The sequence below is a fragment of the Bacillus sp. EKM420B genome (genome assembly GCF_011065565.1).
In the GTDB taxonomy this organism is placed as follows: Bacteria; Bacillota; Bacilli; order Bacillales; family Bacillaceae; genus Bacillus; species Bacillus velezensis.
Map to the genome: position 1 here is coordinate 734,932 of NZ_JAAMNX010000002.1, position 19,696 is coordinate 754,627.

Here is a 19,696-nt window from a genome sequence, read left to right on the forward strand (position 1 = left end):
GGGCCATCCGGCATCCGCTTCTTTTTTATTTTAAAAACAATGAGGTGTCTGAGTGAAAAAGAAACAATCGTCTGCGAAATTTGCGGTGATTCTGACGTTAATCGTTGTCGTTTTATTTGCGGCCATCGTAATTATTAACAACCAAACGGAAAAAGCGGGCGAAACAGTCGCCGAACAGCCTTCCATTAAAGGACAGCCCGTGCTCGGCAAAGACAGCGCGCCTGTTACGGTAGTTGAATTCGGAGATTACAAATGTCCGTCATGCAAAGTATTTAACAGCGATATCTTTCCGAAAATCAAAAAAGATTTTATCGATAAAGGCGACGTGAAATTTTCATTTGTGAACGTCATGTACCACGGAAGCGGCTCGCGTCTGGCGGCACTTGCTTCAGAAGAGGTGTGGAAGGAAGACCCGGCATCATTCTGGGCTTTCCATGAAAAGCTGTTTGAAGAGCAGCCGTCAAGCGAACAGGAATGGGTCACGCCTGCATTGCTTGAAAAAACGGTCAAAAGCACCGCGAAAAAGGTTGATCCTGACAAGCTGAAGGAAAACCTTGATAAAGAGACATTTGCAAAAGAGCTGAAAGCTGACACTGACCTGAATGATAAATTAAACATTACGGCGACACCGACGATTTACGTAAATGACAAAGTGATTAAAGAATTCTCTGATTATGAGGAGATTTCAAAAACGATTAAGAAAGAGCTGAAAAATGAAAAATAGAATCGTATTTTTATATGCTTCTTGGGTAATAGCTCTTGCTGCCATGCTCGGCAGCCTATATTTCAGCGAGATCAGAAAATTCATACCGTGCGAGCTGTGCTGGTATCAAAGAATTCTCATGTACCCGCTTGTCCTGATTTTAGGAATCGCCACCTTCCAGGGTGACACGCGCGTGAAAAAATATGTGCTGCCGATGGCCGTCATCGGCGCGTTTATATCGATCATGCATTACCTTGAGCAGAAGGTGCCCGGTTTCAGCGGCATCAAGCCATGCGTCTACGGCGTGCCTTGCTCATCTGAATATATTAACTGGTTCGGTTTTATTACCATTCCATTCTTAGCATTGACGGCATTTATTCTCATTATTGTCTGCATGTGTTTTGTCAAAACGGAACGCACGGCAAAATAAAGAGCCTGCTCCATGGGAGCGGCTCTTTTTCTATTATCTGTACCAAGCTTTGTTTGTCGCAATCTGTCTGTTATGGGAGCTGTCCCAAATATCCACGGAATAGGCATAATCATAATTCATGACGCAGCGGATGCCGCTGCCTTGGGCGTCATGCTGAAGTCCGAAGTTATGGGAAAACTCGTGCTGTGCCGCTTTCGCCGTGTTGGCCGTTCCTTGATCAAGGTTCACGCTGAAAGCCGGGCCGCTCGGTTTGCCGTTATATACATACGCGATACCGCCGGCGTCAAAACTTGATTTTGCGGTAAAACCGACGACAAAATGATAATTTTGATTTCTGAAGCTGCTTTGGAGATTCGATAAAATCTGAGAACTGTTTGAGCCGGAGGAATTCCAAGCCTGCACGGCCTGTACGACGAAATCAATGTTGTGATCACGGTTAAAAGCGACATCCGCCTGCTCCACGATCTGGACGATTCGCGTTTGCCAGTCGCTGTATTTGGCGCGGTATTCAGCGTCCGCCACCGCCAGCACTCTGACCTTCTGAGAGCCCGTGCTGGCTTTAGTTGAGGCTTTATCCTGACTGACATTGGCATTGAATCGTTTCGTGCCGACCTGCTTGCCGTTCTCATCCAGAATTTTTGTGTCAACCGTCTGTTCAACTTGGACCGGGCCTTTCAGATCTTTAAAATGATCGGCTTTCGGAAGCGGGTCCGTATACACCGTTTTCGCCGGCTCCGCATGAGTGTGCGAATGCGTATGGCTTTCGGCTGACGGCAGGCCGGGAATTAATCCGGCGGCCAATAAAACAGGAAAAACAAGTGAACTGATTTTCATCTCATACCCCCCTTTTTTGTTAGAGAAAGTATTCAATGAAACTTCCAATAAACCTCCCATTAAAGTATAAAATAGGAAAATATTCTCGCATCAGCGGTTGCGGGTGAGGTTGTCCCGGATTAGGAATCAGAATCTTTCAAAAATAAGGTTGATTTTAAGAGAAAGCGATTATAAAATCTAATGGTCGTCAGAAAATTTAACAAATAAAAAGGAGCATATGGAATGGCCTGGGAGCTGCTTAGTGTAATCGGCATCATTGCGTTTGCGGTCAGCGGAGCGATTGTTGCGATGGAAGAGGAGTATGATATTTTAGGCGTGTATATCTTGGGGATTGTAACGGCGTTCGGCGGAGGAGCCATCCGAAATCTGCTGATCGGTGTTCCGGTCTCCGCCTTGTGGGAGCAAGGCGCGTTTTTTCAAATCGCTCTCGCATCAGTTACGATTGTCTTTTTGTTTCCGAAGCTGCTGTTAAGGCATTGGAGTAAATGGGGCAACCTATCCGATGCCATCGGGCTTTCGGCGTTTGCCATCCAAGGCGCTTTATATGCCGTGAAAATGGGCCATCCGCTCAGTGCGGTGATTGCGGCAGCGGTCCTGACCGGCAGCGGGGGCGGTATCATACGGGATCTGCTCGCGGGCAGAAAGCCGCTTGTGCTCAAGGCGGAAATTTATGCAGTCTGGGCCGCGCTCGGAGGGTTAATCGTGGGCCTCGGCTGGGCCGGGGATGCCGCCGGTTTGTATGTGCTGTTTCTTGTGCTTGTGGCATGCCGCATCTGCAGTTATGTGTTCAGGTGGCGCCTGCCGAATCGTTCCTATCATATAGATCAGTAAAAAAACCGATTTCACAAACGAAATCGGTTTTTTTGCATAACGGCTTCTGATAAAAAAAGACGCCCGATATGATAAGAAAAAGGGTATTTGACCATAATGCTGAATAATATGTTGCATATATGTTTGTATGAGGAAAGCCGGATTTGTCAGCTTGATCTCGGAGGTGCCGCTGATGGCAAAACGTGATAAAGAGTGGAAAGAAGAGCAGGAAAGAATCAATTTTGTCATGAAGGAACTGGAACAGAAACAAACTCATCTTGAAGCCTCATCGGGCGGTTTGAAGCAGGATATTGTCGGCCTGAGAAAAACGTTTTGGGATGATGTCACCGTGAATATGGATGACGCCCATGAAGCGGCTGAGACATTTTCAAGCATTAAACAGCAGGCGGAAATGCTTTCAGAACGTGAACGGACGCATCGGCTTCAATACCGGCAGCTTCAAAAAATCCAAAAGCTGAAAACCTCTCCTTACTTCGGCCGTGTCGATTTTACGGAAAAAGGGGAGTCCTCTTCCGAGCGGATTTACATCGGGCTGACTTCTTTGATGGATGAAAACAACGAGCAATTTCTCATTTATGATTGGCGCGCGCCCATCTCATCTCTTTACTATCAATATTCCCCGGGAAAAGCCCGCTATGAAGTTCCGGAAGAAACGATAGAGGGAGACATCACACTGAAGCGGCAGTTCATCATTAAAAACGGGACGCTTAAAGCGATGTTTAACACGGACATGACGATTGGTGACGAAATGCTGCAAGAGGTGCTGAGCGGCCATTCCGGACAGCATATGAAAAACATCGTGTCAACCATCCAAAAAGAACAGAACGAAATTATCCGTGATGAAAAAAGCAAATATCTCATCGTTCAGGGAGCCGCCGGAAGCGGGAAAACATCCGCGGCGCTTCAGCGGGCCGCTTACTTGCTGTACCGCGGGCGCGGGGTGCTTGATGCCCGTCAGATTGTATTGTTTTCCCCGAACATTTTGTTTAACAGTTATGTTTCCGCCGTATTGCCGGAATTGGGAGAAGAGAATATGGAGCAGGCCACCTTTCAGGAATATATCATCCGCCGTCTCGGACGAAAGTTTGATTGTGAAAGCCCGTACGAGCAGCTTGAATATTGCCTGACTGAACAAAATCAGGACGCACTTTCCGTAAGGCTTGCAGCCATTGCTTACAAAGCGTCATCAGCTTTTCAGGCCATGATTGACCGCTATGCCGGCTCACTTTCCTGCTCGGGTCTGATATGTAAACAGATCAGCTTCCGGGGAGACATCCTGATTTCAAAAGAGCGGGTTGAAGCCTATTTTTATTCGCTTGATCAGCAGCTGCCGATTCCGAACAGAGCGGAGCTGACGGCGGAATGGCTTCTCGCGGAAATCAGCGCTCTCGAAAAAAAGGAGCGTAAGAAGGAATGGGTCTTGCAGGAGAGCGAGCTGCTTGATAAGGAAGACTATGCTGAGGTTTATCAAACACTCAAGAAGCAGGAGGCAGATGATGAACCTGCATTTGACGACCATCAGCGCGAACAGCGCCTGCTTGGCGCCATTATTGTCGGCAAAGCCTTTAAACCGATTAAGCAGGCCGTCAGACGGCTCGGCTTTCTCGATATAAAACGGATGTATCTCCGGCTGTTTTCAGACTGGGGAGCTGATGAAAAGCCCGATCATTGGGAGAGCATCGGCGCTTTGACCAGAAACGCATTTGCAGAACGGTCGCTTCCGTATGAAGATGCCGCTCCGTATCTGTATTTGCAGGATCTGTTAGAAGGAAAAAGAAAAAACACACAAATGAAGCACGTCTTCATTGATGAAGCGCAGGATTATTCCCCATTTCAGCTCACATATATTCAAAGCATCTTCCCGGCGGCAAAGATGACGGTGCTCGGTGATGTCAGCCAGTCGATTTATGCCCACACCATTACGGGTCCTTCTTCCCTCGCCGGCTGCTTTCGCAATGGTGCAGAAAAGTATGTCAGCCTGAAGCGGACTTACAGATCGACGCGGCAGATTGTTGAATTTACGAAAGCGCTGCTGGCTGACGGCGATGACATTGAGCCTTTTAACCGGAACGGGGAAAAACCGCGTGTTTTGCGGACGGATACAGAAAATGCGCGGCAGGAACAATTGGCGGATACAATCCGGGAGCTCAGACAAAAAGGCTGGGAGACGGTCGCCGTCATCTGCAAAACGGCCGCGGAAGCCAAAAAAGTGTTTCAGGCAGTCAGCGCCGAGAGCGGTGTCCGCTTGATCAATAAAGAAAACCAGCCTTTTCAAAAAGGGGTATGCGTCATTCCCGTTTATTTGGCAAAAGGCATTGAGTTTGACGCCGTCATTGCCGCTGACGCCTCTGCTGCCCAGTACAATAGCGAACATGACCGTAAGCTGTTATATACGGCCTGTACGCGGGCGATGCATCATCTGACCGTATTGTCCCCGGGAGAACCCTCTCCTTTTATAAAAGAAGTGCCCGCCGGCTTATTCGTGTAAGCCCTTTGCCGAGTGCAAAGGGCTTTTTATCATTAGTAATCTTAATCGTTGTCATCATGATTATATATTTTACTTACATACAAACTTTCGGTAAAGTTTCAATTAGAATATTATTTTGACAATTCCTATAGAAATAACGTACGTTACGTTTAATTCCTTGTGAGGTGGATATCGTTGCAACTTCAGGTCATGAACAGTCCGTTTAATCAGGAGCAGGCAGAGCTCCTTAACCGCCTTCTGCCGACCTTGACAGAATCACAGAAAATCTGGCTGAGCGGTTATTTGGCTGCGGCCCGGTCCGAATCCGGTGAAACAGCCGCGCCCGCTGCTCCGGCTCCTGCAGAAAGCCCGGCAGTCTCGAAAGAAGTGACCGTATTATACGGATCGCAAACGGGAAATGCGGAAGGTCTTGCGAAACAGACGGTAAAGACGCTTGAGGAACGGGGATTCCAGGTCACCGTCGCGTCGATGAACGATTTTAAGCCGAATAATCTGAAAAAATTAAACAATTTACTGATCGTGGTGAGCACGCACGGAGAAGGCGATCCGCCGGATAACGCGCTGGCCTTTCATGAATTTCTTCACGGCAGACGCGCGCCGAAGCTTGAAGCGCTCCGTTACTCCGTTTTGGCGCTCGGGGACAGCTCGTATGAATTTTTCTGCCAGACCGGCAAAGAGTTTGACGAGCGTCTTCAAGAGCTCGGCGGCACCCAGCTTGCGCCGCGGGTTGATTGCGATCTTGATTATGATGAGCCGTTTTCGGAATGGCTTGACGCGGTTATCGGCGGTTTGAACGAAGGAGCGGGAAATCAAACAGCCGAAGCGCCTGCCGAGACGCCCGCTCTCGGTGAATCCGTATATTCCAGAACGAACCCGTTTCGGGCGGAGGTTCTTGAGAACATCAATCTGAACGGACGCGGTTCGAATAAAGAAACACGTCATCTCGAGCTATCGCTTGAAGGATCGGGCCTCGCGTATCAGCCCGGAGACAGCCTCGGCATCTATCCGGAAAATGATCCGGCGCTCGTTGATGAGCTGATCAATGAGCTGAAATGGGACCCAAAACAGGAAGTGGCGGTGAATAAACAAGGAGAGCGCCGTCCGCTGAAAGACGCGCTTACTTCTCATTTTGAAATTACCGTCTTAACAAAGCCGCTTTTGCAAAAGGCCGCACAGTTTACGGCTGATCAAAAGCTGAGTGAACTTCTGGCCGAAGGAAACGAAGAGCAGCTGAAAGCATACACCAACGGCCGTGATCTGCTTGATCTCGTCCGGGATTTCGGTCCGTGGGAAGCTTCCGCGGAAGACTTTCTTTCCATCCTGCGTAAAATGCCGGCCCGGCTCTATTCGATCGCAAGCAGTTTAGAAGCGAATCCGGAAGAGGTGCATCTGACAATCGGAGCGGTCAGATATGACGCGCACGGCAGAGAACGTAAAGGCGTGTGCAGCATTCTTTGTGCGGAAAGACTCCAGCCGGGAGATACGCTTCCGATTTACATTCAGCACAACCAAAACTTCAAGCTGCCGGAAAACCCGGATACACCGATCATTATGGTCGGGCCGGGGACAGGCATCGCACCGTTCCGTTCCTTTATGCAGGAGCGTGAAGAAACCGGAGCTGAAGGGAAAACATGGCTGTTTTTCGGGGATCAGCACTTTGTCACTGATTTTCTGTACCAGACGGAATGGCAAAAATGGCTGCAAAACGGTGTTCTCACAAAAATGGACGTCGCTTTTTCCCGGGATTCGGAGGAAAAAGTATATGTGCAGCACCGCATGAAAGAACAAAGCAAAGAGCTGTATGAATGGCTGCAGCAGGGAGCCGCCGTATACATCTGCGGTGATGAACAGCATATGGCGCATGACGTGCACCAGGCGCTTCTCGATATCATTCAGGAAGAAGGCGGCATGAGCTGTGAAAAAGCGGAAAGCTTCCTGGCAGACATGCAGCAGAAAAAACGCTATCAGCGTGACGTATATTGATTTTGGTTTGAAAGGAGCTTATTCAGCATGGTGAACAACATTTTAAAAGCGCCGGAAGGCCCTCCAAGTGATGTTGAGGAAATTAAAGAAAAAAGCGATTATTTGCGCGGCACATTGAAAGAAGTCATGCTCGACCGGATTTCAGCCGGCATCCCGGACGATGACAACCGGCTGATGAAGCATCACGGAAGCTACTTGCAGGATGACCGCGATCTCCGTAATGAACGTCAAAAACAAAAGCTTGAACCGGCTTATCAGTTCATGCTGCGCGTCCGGATGCCAGGCGGCGTGTCAACTCCGGAACAATGGCTTGTCATGGATGAACTGGCGCAAAAATACGGAAACAATACATTGAAGCTGACAACGCGTGAAACGTTCCAAATGCACGGAATTTTAAAATGGAACATGAAAAAAACGATTCAGAAAATCAATGCGGCGCTGCTTGATACCATTGCGGCCTGCGGAGATGTCAACCGAAACGTCATGTGCGCTTCAAATCCGCATCAGTCTGAAATTCATGCGGAAGTATACGAATGGTCGAAGAAATTGAGCGATGACCTTCTTCCGCGCACGAGAGCCTATCATGAAATCTGGCTTGATGAAGAACGTGTGGCGGGCACTCCTGACACGGAAACGGAACCGATGTACGGTCCGCTGTATTTGCCGCGGAAATTCAAAATCGGAATCGCCGTGCCTCCGTCCAATGATATCGATGTCTTTTCTCAAGATCTCGGCTTCATTGCCATCGTGGAGGAAGGCCGTCTTATCGGGTTCAACGTGGCAATCGGCGGCGGTATGGGAATGTCGCACGGCGATACGGCCACTTATCCGCAGCTTTCAAAAGTCATCGGCTTCTGCAAACCGGAGCAGCTGTATGATGTAGCGGAAAAAACCATTACAATTCAGCGCGATTACGGAAACCGTTCCGTCAGAAAGAATGCCAGATTCAAATACACCGTTGACCGTCTCGGGCTGGAAAACGTAAAAGCCGAGCTGGAAAACCGTCTCGGCTGGCAGCTGGATGAAGCGAAACCTTATCATTTTGACCATAACGGCGACCGTTACGGATGGGTGAAGGGCGTAAAAGGGAAATGGCACTTTACGATGTTTATCGAAGGCGGCCGCGTCACGGACTATGAGAATTATAAGCTGATGACGGGATTGCGTGAAATCGCCAAAGTCCATACAGGGGATTTCCGTCTCACTTCTAATCAAAACCTGATTATCGGCAATGTCTCGAGCCAGAAAAAGAAACAAATCAGCGCATTAATCGAACAATACGGTCTGACAGACGGCCGGCAGCATTCCGCCCTCCGCCGCAGTTCAATGGCTTGCGTCGCGCTTCCGACATGCGGGCTCGCCATGGCCGAAGCCGAGCGGTATCTGCCGAAATTGATTGATAAGATTGAAGACATTGTTGACGAAAACGGGCTGCGGGATGAAGAAATCACCATCCGTATGACCGGGTGCCCGAATGGCTGCGCCCGCCATGCACTCGGCGAAATCGGATTTATCGGAAAGGCGCCCGGAAAATATAATATGTATTTAGGAGCGGCGTTTGACGGCAGCCGTTTGAGCAAAATGTACCGGGAAAATATCGGTGAAGAGGAAATTCTGAGTGAGCTTCGCACTATTCTCCCGCGCTACGCGAAAGAGCGTGAGGAAGGCGAACACTTCGGCGATTTCGTCATCCGCGCCGGCATCATTAAAGCGACGACAGACGGCACGAATTTTCACGAATAAGATGAGCTCTTAAAACCAAGGATAGAGACACACTGGCGGTGGTTCTCTATCCTTTGCTAAGCAGCATAAACGCTGCACCGCGTCATGAAACAGATGACGCAGCTTGCGAAAAAGCCTGTTTTCAGAGAAAACAGGCTTTTTCTTTTTCCGGAAAAAATGTAGCTGAAGGCAAAAAAAGTTCGCCGTGAGCGCGTTATGAGAAATTTTAAATAAAAACGGGTAAAATAAAAGAAGAATGGTTGCGTGCGGAAAATATATTGAATCTGCCCGATCATCGGCTCCGGCCTTTGACAAGGGCAGAGAACAGACAATAATGATATGATGCAGCAGATGAAGGAGGTCAGCTTTGGACATATTTTTAGTCGTACTCGTACTTTTAACCATTATCGCGATCTCAAATATCGTAAATCGGTTTGTCCCCTTTATCCCGGTGCCTTTGATTCAGGTGGCGCTCGGTATCATTGCGGCGTCATTTCCGCAGGGGCTTCATTTTGAACTGAATACTGAATTGTTTTTTGTTTTGTTTATCGCGCCGCTGCTTTTTAACGATGGAAAACGGACGCCGCGTGCGGAACTTTGGAATTTAAGAGCGCCGATTCTGCTGCTTGCGCTCGGGCTTGTGTTTGCCACTGTGATTGTCGGCGGTTACACGATTCATTGGATGATTCCGAGCATTCCGCTGGCCGCCGCGTTCGGGCTGGCGGCGATCCTGTCACCGACTGACGTTGTCGCGGTCAGCGCACTGTCAGGGCGTGTGAAGATGCCAAAAGGCATTCTGCGTCTCCTTGAAGGAGAAGGACTGATGAATGACGCATCCGGCCTGGTCGCTTTTAAATTTGCGATTGCGGCTGCCGTGACGGGCGCATTTTCGCTGGCGCAGGCCGCCTTCAGTTTCGTTCTGATTTCAGCCGGCGGTTTACTCAGTGGTGTCGTCATTTCTTTTTTGATTATCCGTTTTCGGCTGTTTATGCGGCGCCTCGGCATGCAGGATGTCACGATGCATATGCTGATTCAAATTCTGACGCCGTTCGTCATCTATCTCGCGGCTGAAGAAATCGGCGTTTCCGGCATTTTAGCGGTTGTGGCCGGCGGCATCACGCATGCGGTGGAGCAGGACCGTCTTGAATCAACGATGGTCAAACTGCAAATCGTCTCTTCAAGTACGTGGAATATTATTTTGTTCATTCTGAACGGTCTTGTTTTCGTTATTTTAGGTGCGCAAATACCGGACGTGGTTTCCGTCATCTTTAATGATACCGCGTTTAACAATATGATGGTCATCGGGTATATTATCGTCATTACGCTGACGTTAATGATTCTCAGGTTTTTGTGGGTGCTGTTTTTTTGGAACGGCAAGTGGTTTTTTAACAAGGATCAGAGCATTTATAAACCCGGCCTGCGCTCGACCCTGCTGATTTCGGTTTCAGGCGTCAGGGGAGCGGTCACGCTTGCGGGTTCCTTTTCCATTCCTTACGTGCTCTCTGACGGCTCACCGTTTCCTGAACGGAATTTGATTCTCTTTTTAGCCGCGGGCGTTATTTTGTGCACATTGGTGCTGGCGACAATCGTACTGCCGATTTTGACAGATAAGCCGGAAGACAATGTGAAAGAGAAGAAAGTCAAATTGCTGACAGCGAGACGGAAGCTGATAAAAGCTGCCTTAACCGCCATTAAAGAAAATATGAATGAGACAAACAAAACGGCTTCTTTTGCGGTCATTGCCGAATACAATGAGAAAATGAAAAATCTCAGGTTTCAGCAGTTCACCGTCAAAAACCGCACGAAAAAAGATGAGCGGAAAGTCCGCGCCCAAGGGATACAGGCAGAACAGGAAGAATTGCTGCGGCTGATTGAGCGGGGTGACATACCGGAAGAAACGGCTGACAGCCTTCAGGAACGGTTTGATGAACTGGAAGTGTTGTATACGAATCCGTTTAAAGTCGGCTTATCTAAGAAAAAGCTGAAACGCCTGATGTACTGGATCTTTTTCGGCGAACATAAAAAGCCGGAAATGTCGATTTTAAATGAAGAAGGCCTCATTCGCACCACAAGGGTTAAAACGGCAAAAGCGGCCATTGAAAGCCTGAAAAAACACATGACTGAAGAAAATAAAGATGTGACGCTTGCCGTCATTTCCTTTTACAATCACTTGATTTTCAGGTTGGGGCACTCGTATCACGAACAGAATCCGAGCCGCCGTTTTGAAAATCAAAAACTCGAAATCAAACTGCGGGCCGTACAGGCCATCCGCAACGAAATCCAAACATTATTCGAAGAGCGGGAAATTTCCCGCGACATGTCGCATGAGCTTCGCCAATACATCAATGATGTGGAAGCGGCCATGCTTGACGGAGATGAATAAAAAAAGTCCGGCATCTGTGCCGGACTTTTTTGATTACGGACGATGGAATTCGACGTGATCGCCGTCGCGGTCAAACCAGCCTCTGAAGGCCCAGTTGATCCAGCCGCCATCTCCTTTGTTGGTGAAGCTTCCGTCTTCAAACACCCAAATGCCGTACGTGATGCCGTCATAAACGGCGGAACCGTAAAACTGAACGCCGTTAAAATGATCTTCATATTCCTGGCTTAAATTAAACACCATGACATTATATTTTTGTCCGGAAGCGTAGAATGAAGATTCCATTAAGTTTTTGACGAAGCCGTCACGGTTTTGCGCCGACTTAATCGCGTCAGCAATCGAATTGCCGATGCCGAGCAGGTCAACATCAATGTTTAATCCGACATCTTTTGCTGAGACATCTGATGTTTGCTGAGCCAAGTTTTGAGGGGCCGGGTTTTCTTTTGCGGATACAAAGGACAGAGGAGTCAGAGACAAAGCGGCGCCAAGGGCAACGGACATCGGGATACGCATACGTTTCATATGATTTCCTCCTTCAATTGTGTGGTGGCTACAGTAGCGATTTACCCGGACAGTTACCCGATTAACCGGAATTTTTGAAAAATAGGAAAATAATAACGTTGGTGGTGCTTGGGCACTAAAGATGGTTTTTGTTATAACGATGAGCGTATAATTGGTTTCTTACGGCGGAAATGTGAGATAATAATAACCGTTTACATAATGACTAGAAAGGATGGTTCAACGTGGCAAAAAGCTTAAAAGATACTGTAAAGCTTCATAATGGCGTTGAAATGCCGTGGTTCGGCCTTGGCGTCTTCAAGGTGGAAAACGGAAGCGTAGCGGCGGACTCCGTCGAAGCGGCAATCAGAAACGGCTACCGCAGCATTGATACGGCGGCTATTTATAAAAATGAAGAGGGTGTCGGCGAAGGCATCAGAGCTGCGGGCGTTGCCAGAGAAGAGCTGTTCATCACGTCAAAAGTGTGGAATGAAGATCAGGGATACGAAACGACACTTGACGCGTTTGAGAAAAGCCTTGAGCGCCTCGGCCTCGATTACCTCGACCTTTACCTGATTCACTGGCCTGGCAAGGATAAATATAAAGACACATGGCGCGCTCTTGAAAAGCTGTACAAAGACGGCAAAATCCGCGCCATCGGCGTCAGCAACTTCCAAGTGCATCATTTAGAAGAACTGCTGAAAGATGCTGAAATCAAGCCGATGGTCAACCAGATTGAATTCCACCCGCGCCTGACTCAAAAAGAAGTAAGAGATTTCTGCAAAGCGCAGGGCATTCAAGTGGAAGCGTGGTCTCCATTGATGCAGGGACAGCTCCTCGATAACGAAGTGCTGTCACAAATTGCGGAAAAACATAACAAATCGGTTGCTCAAGTGATTTTGCGCTGGGATCTTCAGAACGAAGTCGTTACCATTCCGAAATCGATTAAAGAGCACCGCATCATAGAAAATGCCGATATTTTTGATTTCGAACTGTCACAGGAAGAAATGGAAAAGATCAGCGCATTGAACAAAGACGAGCGTGTCGGACCGAATCCGGACGAGCTTCTGTTCTAAGAAAAAACAGCCCTTTACGGGGCTGTTTTTCTTTACATAAATGTCTGTGTCTGACGTTTTACGCTGAACCTGTATGCGGCTATTAATAACAGGGCGGCGGCGAAGGCTCCCAAAATGATGATGTTCAGCGTCAGGCTTTGGAGCGTGCGGCCGTGCTGCAATTGATCGACCGTATCAAGCACCCAGCGCTGAGGCAGAAATTCGGCGATTGTCTGCACTGTTTTCGGCATAATATTGCCCGGAAAAAAGCAGCCGGCGAGCAAGCTTGTCGGCACGACGATCAAGTTCAAAAGCGCCGATGCCGAAGAGCTGCTGTTGGAAAAACCGACGGCAATAAAGGCGATCCCGATTGCGCTTAATGCAAACAGCATCATCAGGACGAACAGCTGCCACAGCGGGAATGACGGATGAATATGAAAAGCGGCGCCCATAAAGAGAACGGCGAATATAATTTGGACGGCCATGATGATCATATTCACCGCCGCGTTCGCCAATACATACTGCTTTGACGTGATCGGCGTTGACAGAAGCCTGTAGTACGTCCTGTTTTCTCTTTCTTTAATCATCAGTTCCGTCAGGTTGCCGGCGGAATAAAGCATAATGATAATGAGATACCCGATGACTGAGTAAGTCATTTCTTTATGGTTCGATGTATCTTGTAAAACAGCGGACTCCGTTTGAATCGGAGAATGCTTGAAATCGGCGTACATCGCCTGAAAGGCCTTCGCGTCTCCGCCGGAAGATTTGCCGATTGAGGCGGCGCTGTTCATATAATTGTACAAATAAGAGCTGACATATCCGGTGACCTGGGCGCCTTTCAGCGAGGTCATGCCGATGTGAGACGGTTTCCCGTCTTTTACGCTTTGGGAGAAGCCTTTTTCAAACGTAATGAGCGCCTCCATTTTTCCTGAAGCGATCTTTGATGAGGCGGACGCAGCCGTTTCCTCCGAAATCTTCACATGATCCAGTCCTTTTAAAAACGTGACCGTATCCTGTGCCATTTCTCCGCCGTCTTGATTGAGAATGCCGATATTGAGCGTTTCGGCTCCGCCGTTGGCATTGGTCATGAAGGAGAGGAAGACGCCGATCAGCGGAGCCCCGATATAAAGAATGAGCTGTTTTTTGCTTTTTGTAATTCCTTTGAGAGTGTGTGCAAACAGCCACCAGAAGTTTTTCATATTACAGTCCCTCCCGTCTTTGAAACGTAAATGCGGCGATCAGCAAAAAGAGTGCCGCCAATGCTGTATTTAATCCGAGTGCAGGCCATGCCGCTGATACATCATTTGCGTAAATGATGTTGTTAATCGCCTTATTGATCCAGGATAAGGGCGACAGGGCGGAAATTCCTCCGCCTTCATATTTGTAATAGGCGCCGCCGATAATGGACATTACCTGAACGATGATGACGGTGATTAATCTGGCGCTTTCGGGTTTTCTGGTCAAATAGCTCAGGCTGAGCCCGAAGCTGACGGCCAAAAGAATTTCAGAAACGAGAATCAACAGCACAAGTCCTATGTGGCTGCCCCAGTTCGCTTTCAAGATAAATTTGCTGAAGGCGACAACGGCAAGAATCGTCAGAACATTCACAGCCAAAATGCCGAGCATCTTTCCGAGAAAGATATCGCTTTTCCGGAGCGGGGCGGCGATCAGGCGATCCGCGGTGTGCCGTACTCTTTCCCCGCGGAATAAGGAGCTGGCAAAAATCGAGGCGTACAGCCCGATCATCGTCGTCATGGATATCGCGTAAAAATCTTTCGCCTTCGGTTCTTTCGCTTTGTGTAAAGACGTCTGCTTCATATAATCGCTTTTGATTTGTCCGGCGGAAGGTGCCTTATGCGCCTTGTAAGCGGCGGCGCCTGCTTTGTATTGATTGGTAAAAGCGGTCAGCATGCCTTGGACGATCGTGCCGTTGATGCCGCTCCGGTCATTTGTACAGACTTGGAACCCGGTGTTTTTTACAGTGACGAAAGCATCCGCCTGATTTTCTCGAACCTCGTTTTTGCCTTTTGCCTCCGTGTCCGCTTTTTGAAAATAGACATGCTCTTTTTTGGCGGCTTTCATAAACTCAGTAAAATCATGAGAAAGAGGGCCGTTTGACTGGTCCGTATATACCACCTTGATGTTTCCGACCGTCACCTCTGAATCAAAGGCGTTAGATAATGCCGCGGTAAAAATCAGCATGAAGACAATCGGAAAAGCAAGCATGAAAATAAAAGTCCGTCTGTCGCGGAAACTGATTTTGATTTCTTTCCCGGCGATGTGCAGAATATTCATTTGCAATCCTCCTTTCAGTTAGGTCAGTCGCGCAGGCTTCTGCCTGTCAGCGTGAGAAATACCGTTTCTAGGTCAGGGGCCTGTTCCTGCAAGGAGCGGATTTCAATGCCTTTGTCCATGAAGTACCGGATCAGGCGGTTTAAATTGTTGACCCCTGTGTCAGAGCTGATTTTCACGCTGTTTTCTTCCAGTGCGGCGGCTCTGACACCGGGCAGCTCCTGAATATCGCCGAGGCTGATGCCGTTTCGGGATGACAGCTCAATCACGACGTCCTTCGTGTCGGTAATGATGGAGGTCAGCTGTTCTTTTGTGCCTTCGGCGATGACTTTTCCGTGGTCGATGATGGCGATGCGTGTGCATATTTCTTCCACTTCCTCCATGTAGTGGCTCGTGTAGATGATCGTGCAGCCCATTTCATTGAGCTTTTTCACTGATTGCAGAATATAATTTCTTGATTGCGGGTCAATGCCGACCGTCGGTTCATCCATGATGATCAGTTTCGGCCGGTGGGCAAGGGCGCAGGCGATATTAAGCCGGCGTTTCATTCCGCCGGAAAAATGCTTCGGCAAATATTTGTGTTTATCGCTCAAGCCGACGAATGTCAGGGCTTCCTCGACCCGTTCTTTCAGAGCCGCCCCTCTCAGGCCGTACAGACCTGCGAAGAACTTCACATTTTCATAGGCGTTTAATTCCTCGTAAATCGCGAGGTCCTGAGGGACGATGCCGATATTCATTTTCGTTGCTTTGCTATATTTGAAAATATCTTTTCCGAGAAACAGAATGTCTCCGCCTGAAGGTTTTAAAAGACCTGAGATCATATTGATCGTCGTGCTTTTTCCGGCTCCGTTTGCGCCGAGAAACCCGAAAATCTCACCTTCTTTTACGGCAAGCGACATCTGGTCAACGGCGGCATAATCACCGAATTTCTTACTCAGCTGTTTGAGCTCCAAAATGTTCATGTTTCCACCTCTATGTCTTATGATGCTCTTATTATAAAAAAAAGAATGAACGGCCGTTAGTGCAGCTGTTCATTCCTTTGACATGAGAATCTTCATATTTTTCACATGAAAACATTCACTTATTCAACCGGAAGCAATGTCGTAACGGAAAAACCGGCCGTGCCGTCAAAAATAACGGTTCCGTGCAGGACGGCCGCCCGTTCTTCCATACCGAGCATGCCGAGGCCTTTTTTAAAGCGGACAGCGCCGTTTCCGTTATCTTTCACTTCCGCTTTCACGGCTTTATTCAGTACATGGATATCAATGAAAATCTGCGTGGCATCGGCGTATTTCATCGCATTTGTCAAAGCTTCGGTTACGTTTTCCTGAATGACTCTCCAATGCATTTGCGTCAGCCTGTCCAAATCGCCTTGATGCGTAAACGGAACTGGCATCCCGTTTTTGGCCGAAAATTCATCAATAAACGTTCTTAATCTGTGAATGCCCATTTGTTCAGCGGGCGGTTTCATATTTTTCAGCGTTATGCGGATATCCTCTATGCCCTCTTTGGAAATGGTAATGGCGTTTTGGAGCAGTTCAGCCGCTTTGTCCGGATGGGAGCCGAGCATCCGCTTCGCCGCTTCCATCTGAATGAGCGCGCCGGTCATGGAATGGCCGACTTTGTCATGGATGGCTTGGGATAATCTGTTTCTTTCCTCGAGTTTGCCGGTGTACTCCGATTGTTTGATATATTCCGTGCTGCTGTGCAGCTGTTTTGTCAGTTTTTCAATGCTTGAGCGCATGATGTCCGACTGTTCTTCATATTTCTTCAGCCGATTGCCGGACCGGGCGGCCAAAACGAATATCGCCAAGCAGAACAAGGTCATGACGATATAAGTCGGAAGGTCGCCGTACGGGATAAATAAAAACGGCAAAAACACGAGCAGGCAGAACACATAGCGGTGAACCGGATATTCGGCAAGAACCGCAAAAATGGCGGGCGGCAAAAGAAACAGAAACGCCGGATGGCCCCCGAGGGAAAGCCAAGCGGTCAATGCCAGCGTCATGAGGGTGATCCCGCGCCTCCAAGCGGGCGGCCTGATCATGCAGACCGCGATGCCCAAAGACAGATAAAGCAGCAGAAACAAGACGGCGTACGGCGTGTAAGGGCGGTCAGCCGATACGAACAAAAAAGCCGTATAAAAAATGGCGATCAGTCTGCTCATCAGCATCCAAAAATCCATACCGTTCAACGCCCGTTATCCACCTTCCCGGTGATATAAAAAATGGCGATCTGCGTTCTGTGCTCAAGCCCCGTTTTCCCTAAAATAGATGAAATATAATTGGCCGTCGTCCCTTCAGAAATGAAAAGCTGTTTTGAAATTTCCCTGTTCGACAGTCCTTTCGCAATAAGCGACATGATACTGAGCTCTCTTTCAGTAAACTGGCTTTCATCAATCTGATGCGCGGCTTCCGCCGGCCGGAAAAGGCTGTCTTTTATTTTGTCCAGCACGGTGTCCTGAAGGATGCTGTGCCCGTTGAAAACGCTTTTGATCGCATCGCGGATCCGTTCCGGTTCGGTATTTTTTAATAAATATCCTTTCGCGCCGTTTTTAATTGCTTCTAAAATATACTCATCGTCGTCAAATGTCGTCAGGATCATCGGCTTCGTATCCGTTTCCTCAGCGATCCGTTTTGCGGCTTCGACGCCGTTCATCACCGGCATGCGGACGTCCAGCAAGGCGATATCGACGGGGTTGTGCTTACAATACTCTGCCGCCTCGAGTCCGTTTTCCAACGTTGCCGATACAGTAAATTCCTCATATGTATGCAAAATGATTTTCATTCCTTCTCTGATGAAAGAATTATCATCCGCGATAATGACATTAATCTTCATAGCCGCACCCTTTGTGTGTTTTTGTTTCATTATATACCATCCGATTTTAAATCAAAAAGCCTCCCGGCGAAAGGTGCGCGGAAGGCGGATCGGTCAAGCGGGTTTTTTCAATTGGATGAAAAACAGCATCAGAAAAGAAATGATCACAATACAGATCACCCACACCCAGGCGAGTGTTTCATTGCCGGAGTCCATCGCGACGTAAATCGCTGTCGGCAGCGTTTGGGTGACGCCGGGAATATTTCCCGCAAACATTAAAGTCGCCCCGAATTCACCTAGCGCCCTTGCAATACTGAGAATGCTTCCGGTCAAGAGGGAGGGAAAGGCAAGCGGGACGGAAATACGGGTGAACACCTGCCACCTGCCGGCTCCGTCTACTTTCGCCGCTCCCTCGATGTCAGCATCAATCGCGGCGAAGCCGGTTTTAGCGGACTGATACATAAGCGGGAAGGCGACAATGGCCGAAGCGATTACCGCGGCCGACCACGTGAAAATGACGGGCTGATGAAAAATTCGCTCAATCGCCCGGCCGATAAAGCTGTGTTTCCCGAAAATGATAATAAGAATGAAGCCGACAACGGTAGGCGGGAGAACGAGCGGGAGCATAAACAGGGTCTCCACAGCCGTTTTTCCGGGAAATCGCGCTTTCGCCATCCAGGCGCCGGCAAGCGTTCCGAGAATGATGACGGCGATGCCCGACGCCAAAGCCACCTCAAACGACAGTACGACGGGAGTGAAAAACTCCGAAGCCGTAATGTTACTTGGCAGTAAATCCATATTTCTTAAACACTTTCATCGCTTCATCTGACTGCAGATACTGATAAAACGCTTCTGCTTCTTTACGGTGCTTTGTATCCTTGACGATGCCGACAGGATACACGATCGGATCGTGCGTTTTCGCCGGCGCTTCATCGGTGATTTTCACCTTTTTCGAAATCAGCGCGTCTGTTTTATAGACAAGCCCGGCATCGACATTTCCGGTTTCAACATAAGAAAGCACCTGGCGGACGTCTTTTGCATAGACGGCTTTATCTTTTACCTTGTCCCACAGGGATAATGCCGTCAGTGACTGTTTGGCGTATTGTCCGGCCGGAACGGATTCAGGCGTGCCGAGCGCGATTTTTTCCGTGCTGTCTTTTTTCAGGTCATTCAGATGTGTCAGGTGTGCGCTGTTTTTCTCAGGCACGATCATGACGAGATCATTTTTCAAAAGATCCGTGCTGTCCTTTTTGTCGATATCTCCGTCATGAACGAGCTTTTCGAATTTATCTTCGGCTGCCGAGAAGAATAAATCAGCTCCCGCGCCTTGTGAAATTTGTTTTTGCAATGTGCCTGATGATCCGAAGTTGTCTTGAATGGTTACGTTTGAATGTGATTTTTCGTAGTTGGTCTGGATTTCTTCAAGTGCATCCTGAGCGCTGGCTGCCGCAGAAACGGTCAGCGTGACTTTTTCGTTTTGTCCGCCTTTGGACGATTGTCCGGATGAGCAGCCCGCAGTTGCGAGGAAAACGGCCATAGCCGCAGTTGTGAGTAGTGTCGCTTTCTTTTTCAACATTGTGCACCCCTTATAGCTAAATATCATTAGATCAAACTAATTATAACGCAATTGTACGTGATGGTGCGGTTTTTTTTCAATATCTGA

General features: G+C 48.5%; 17 protein-coding genes. 8 read left to right on the forward strand and 9 right to left on the reverse strand.

Translation table 11 applies throughout. From position 1 onward, the window contains the following. Positions 1–52 precede the first annotated feature (52 nt). Together G9F48_RS08715 and G9F48_RS08720 are read left to right on the forward strand one after the other, a co-directional pair. Positions 53–724, forward strand: coding sequence for a DsbA family protein (locus G9F48_RS08715; protein ID WP_138092940.1), 672 nt, complete (start codon positions 53–55; stop codon positions 722–724). Then, positions 714–1,133, forward strand: coding sequence for a disulfide oxidoreductase (locus G9F48_RS08720; RefSeq protein WP_156735780.1), 420 nt, complete (start codon positions 714–716; stop codon positions 1,131–1,133). Before G9F48_RS08715 ends, G9F48_RS08720 begins: the two co-directional genes overlap by 11 nt. A gap of 33 nt (positions 1,134–1,166) precedes the next feature. Here the strand turns inward: G9F48_RS08720 and G9F48_RS08725 are convergent, their stop codons facing one another. Further along, a complete protein-coding gene (locus G9F48_RS08725; RefSeq protein WP_014305811.1) occupies positions 1,167–1,967 on the reverse strand; it encodes a zinc-dependent metalloprotease in 801 nt (266 codons plus the stop codon). A 222-nt stretch (positions 1,968–2,189) separates the two neighbouring features. On the opposite strand from G9F48_RS08725, the gene G9F48_RS08730 reads away from it, so the two are divergent. From G9F48_RS08730 to G9F48_RS08750, 5 genes are all read left to right on the forward strand, one after another. Beyond that, positions 2,190–2,798 carry a trimeric intracellular cation channel family protein gene (locus G9F48_RS08730; protein ID WP_007410017.1) on the forward strand — a complete coding sequence of 203 codons (609 nt, stop codon included), beginning with the start codon at positions 2,190–2,192 and terminating at the stop codon, positions 2,796–2,798. Between the two features lie 172 nt (positions 2,799–2,970). After that, complete coding sequence (gene helD, locus G9F48_RS08735; protein ID WP_165409364.1) at positions 2,971–5,286, forward strand: RNA polymerase recycling motor HelD; 2,316 nt, start codon at positions 2,971–2,973, stop codon at positions 5,284–5,286. 174 nt (positions 5,287–5,460) lie between these two features. After that, positions 5,461–7,269, forward strand: coding sequence for an assimilatory sulfite reductase (NADPH) flavoprotein subunit (locus G9F48_RS08740; protein ID WP_165409365.1), 1,809 nt, complete (start codon positions 5,461–5,463; stop codon positions 7,267–7,269). Between the two features lie 27 nt (positions 7,270–7,296). Beyond that, entirely contained in the window at positions 7,297–9,012 is a 1,716-nt protein-coding gene (cysI, locus tag G9F48_RS08745; protein WP_156735777.1) for an assimilatory sulfite reductase (NADPH) hemoprotein subunit, read from the forward strand. A 346-nt stretch (positions 9,013–9,358) separates the two neighbouring features. Further along, positions 9,359–11,374 carry a Na+/H+ antiporter gene (locus G9F48_RS08750; RefSeq protein WP_156735776.1) on the forward strand — a complete coding sequence of 672 codons (2,016 nt, stop codon included), beginning with the start codon at positions 9,359–9,361 and terminating at the stop codon, positions 11,372–11,374. Between the two features lie 33 nt (positions 11,375–11,407). Here G9F48_RS08750 and G9F48_RS08755 read toward each other — a convergent pair whose 3' ends face one another. Then, positions 11,408–11,893 (reverse strand): hypothetical protein, encoded by a 486-nt coding sequence (locus tag G9F48_RS08755; RefSeq protein ID WP_025853859.1) that lies wholly within the window; start codon positions 11,891–11,893, stop codon positions 11,408–11,410. Between the two features lie 221 nt (positions 11,894–12,114). On the opposite strand from G9F48_RS08755, the gene G9F48_RS08760 reads away from it, so the two are divergent. Continuing rightward, a complete protein-coding gene (locus G9F48_RS08760; RefSeq protein WP_007410023.1) occupies positions 12,115–12,945 on the forward strand; it encodes an aldo/keto reductase in 831 nt (276 codons plus the stop codon). A gap of 32 nt (positions 12,946–12,977) precedes the next feature. Here the strand turns inward: G9F48_RS08760 and G9F48_RS08765 are convergent, their stop codons facing one another. From G9F48_RS08765 to modA, 7 genes are all read right to left on the reverse strand, one after another. Next, positions 12,978–14,123, reverse strand: coding sequence for an ABC transporter permease (locus G9F48_RS08765; protein ID WP_165409366.1), 1,146 nt, complete (start codon positions 14,121–14,123; stop codon positions 12,978–12,980). Between the two features lies 1 nt (position 14,124). Then, on the reverse strand, positions 14,125–15,219 hold the full coding sequence (locus tag G9F48_RS08770) for an ABC transporter permease (protein ID WP_165409367.1): 1,095 nt from the start codon (positions 15,217–15,219) through the stop codon (positions 14,125–14,127). Between the two features lie 23 nt (positions 15,220–15,242). Further along, positions 15,243–16,178 carry an ABC transporter ATP-binding protein gene (locus tag G9F48_RS08775; RefSeq protein ID WP_046341419.1) on the reverse strand — a complete coding sequence of 312 codons (936 nt, stop codon included), beginning with the start codon at positions 16,176–16,178 and terminating at the stop codon, positions 15,243–15,245. Positions 16,179–16,297: 119 nt separating this feature from the next. Continuing rightward, positions 16,298–17,401, reverse strand: coding sequence for a sensor histidine kinase (locus tag G9F48_RS08780; protein WP_185153152.1), 1,104 nt, complete (start codon positions 17,399–17,401; stop codon positions 16,298–16,300). Between the two features lie 5 nt (positions 17,402–17,406). Further along, positions 17,407–18,054 (reverse strand): response regulator transcription factor, encoded by a 648-nt coding sequence (locus tag G9F48_RS08785; RefSeq protein ID WP_003151754.1) that lies wholly within the window; start codon positions 18,052–18,054, stop codon positions 17,407–17,409. A gap of 93 nt (positions 18,055–18,147) precedes the next feature. Then, complete coding sequence (modB, locus tag G9F48_RS08790) at positions 18,148–18,831, reverse strand: molybdate ABC transporter permease subunit (protein ID WP_003151755.1); 684 nt, start codon at positions 18,829–18,831, stop codon at positions 18,148–18,150. After that, positions 18,812–19,609, reverse strand: coding sequence for a molybdate ABC transporter substrate-binding protein (gene modA / locus G9F48_RS08795; RefSeq protein ID WP_003151756.1), 798 nt, complete (start codon positions 19,607–19,609; stop codon positions 18,812–18,814). Before modA ends, modB begins: the two co-directional genes overlap by 20 nt. Between the last annotated feature and the right edge of the window lie 87 nt (positions 19,610–19,696).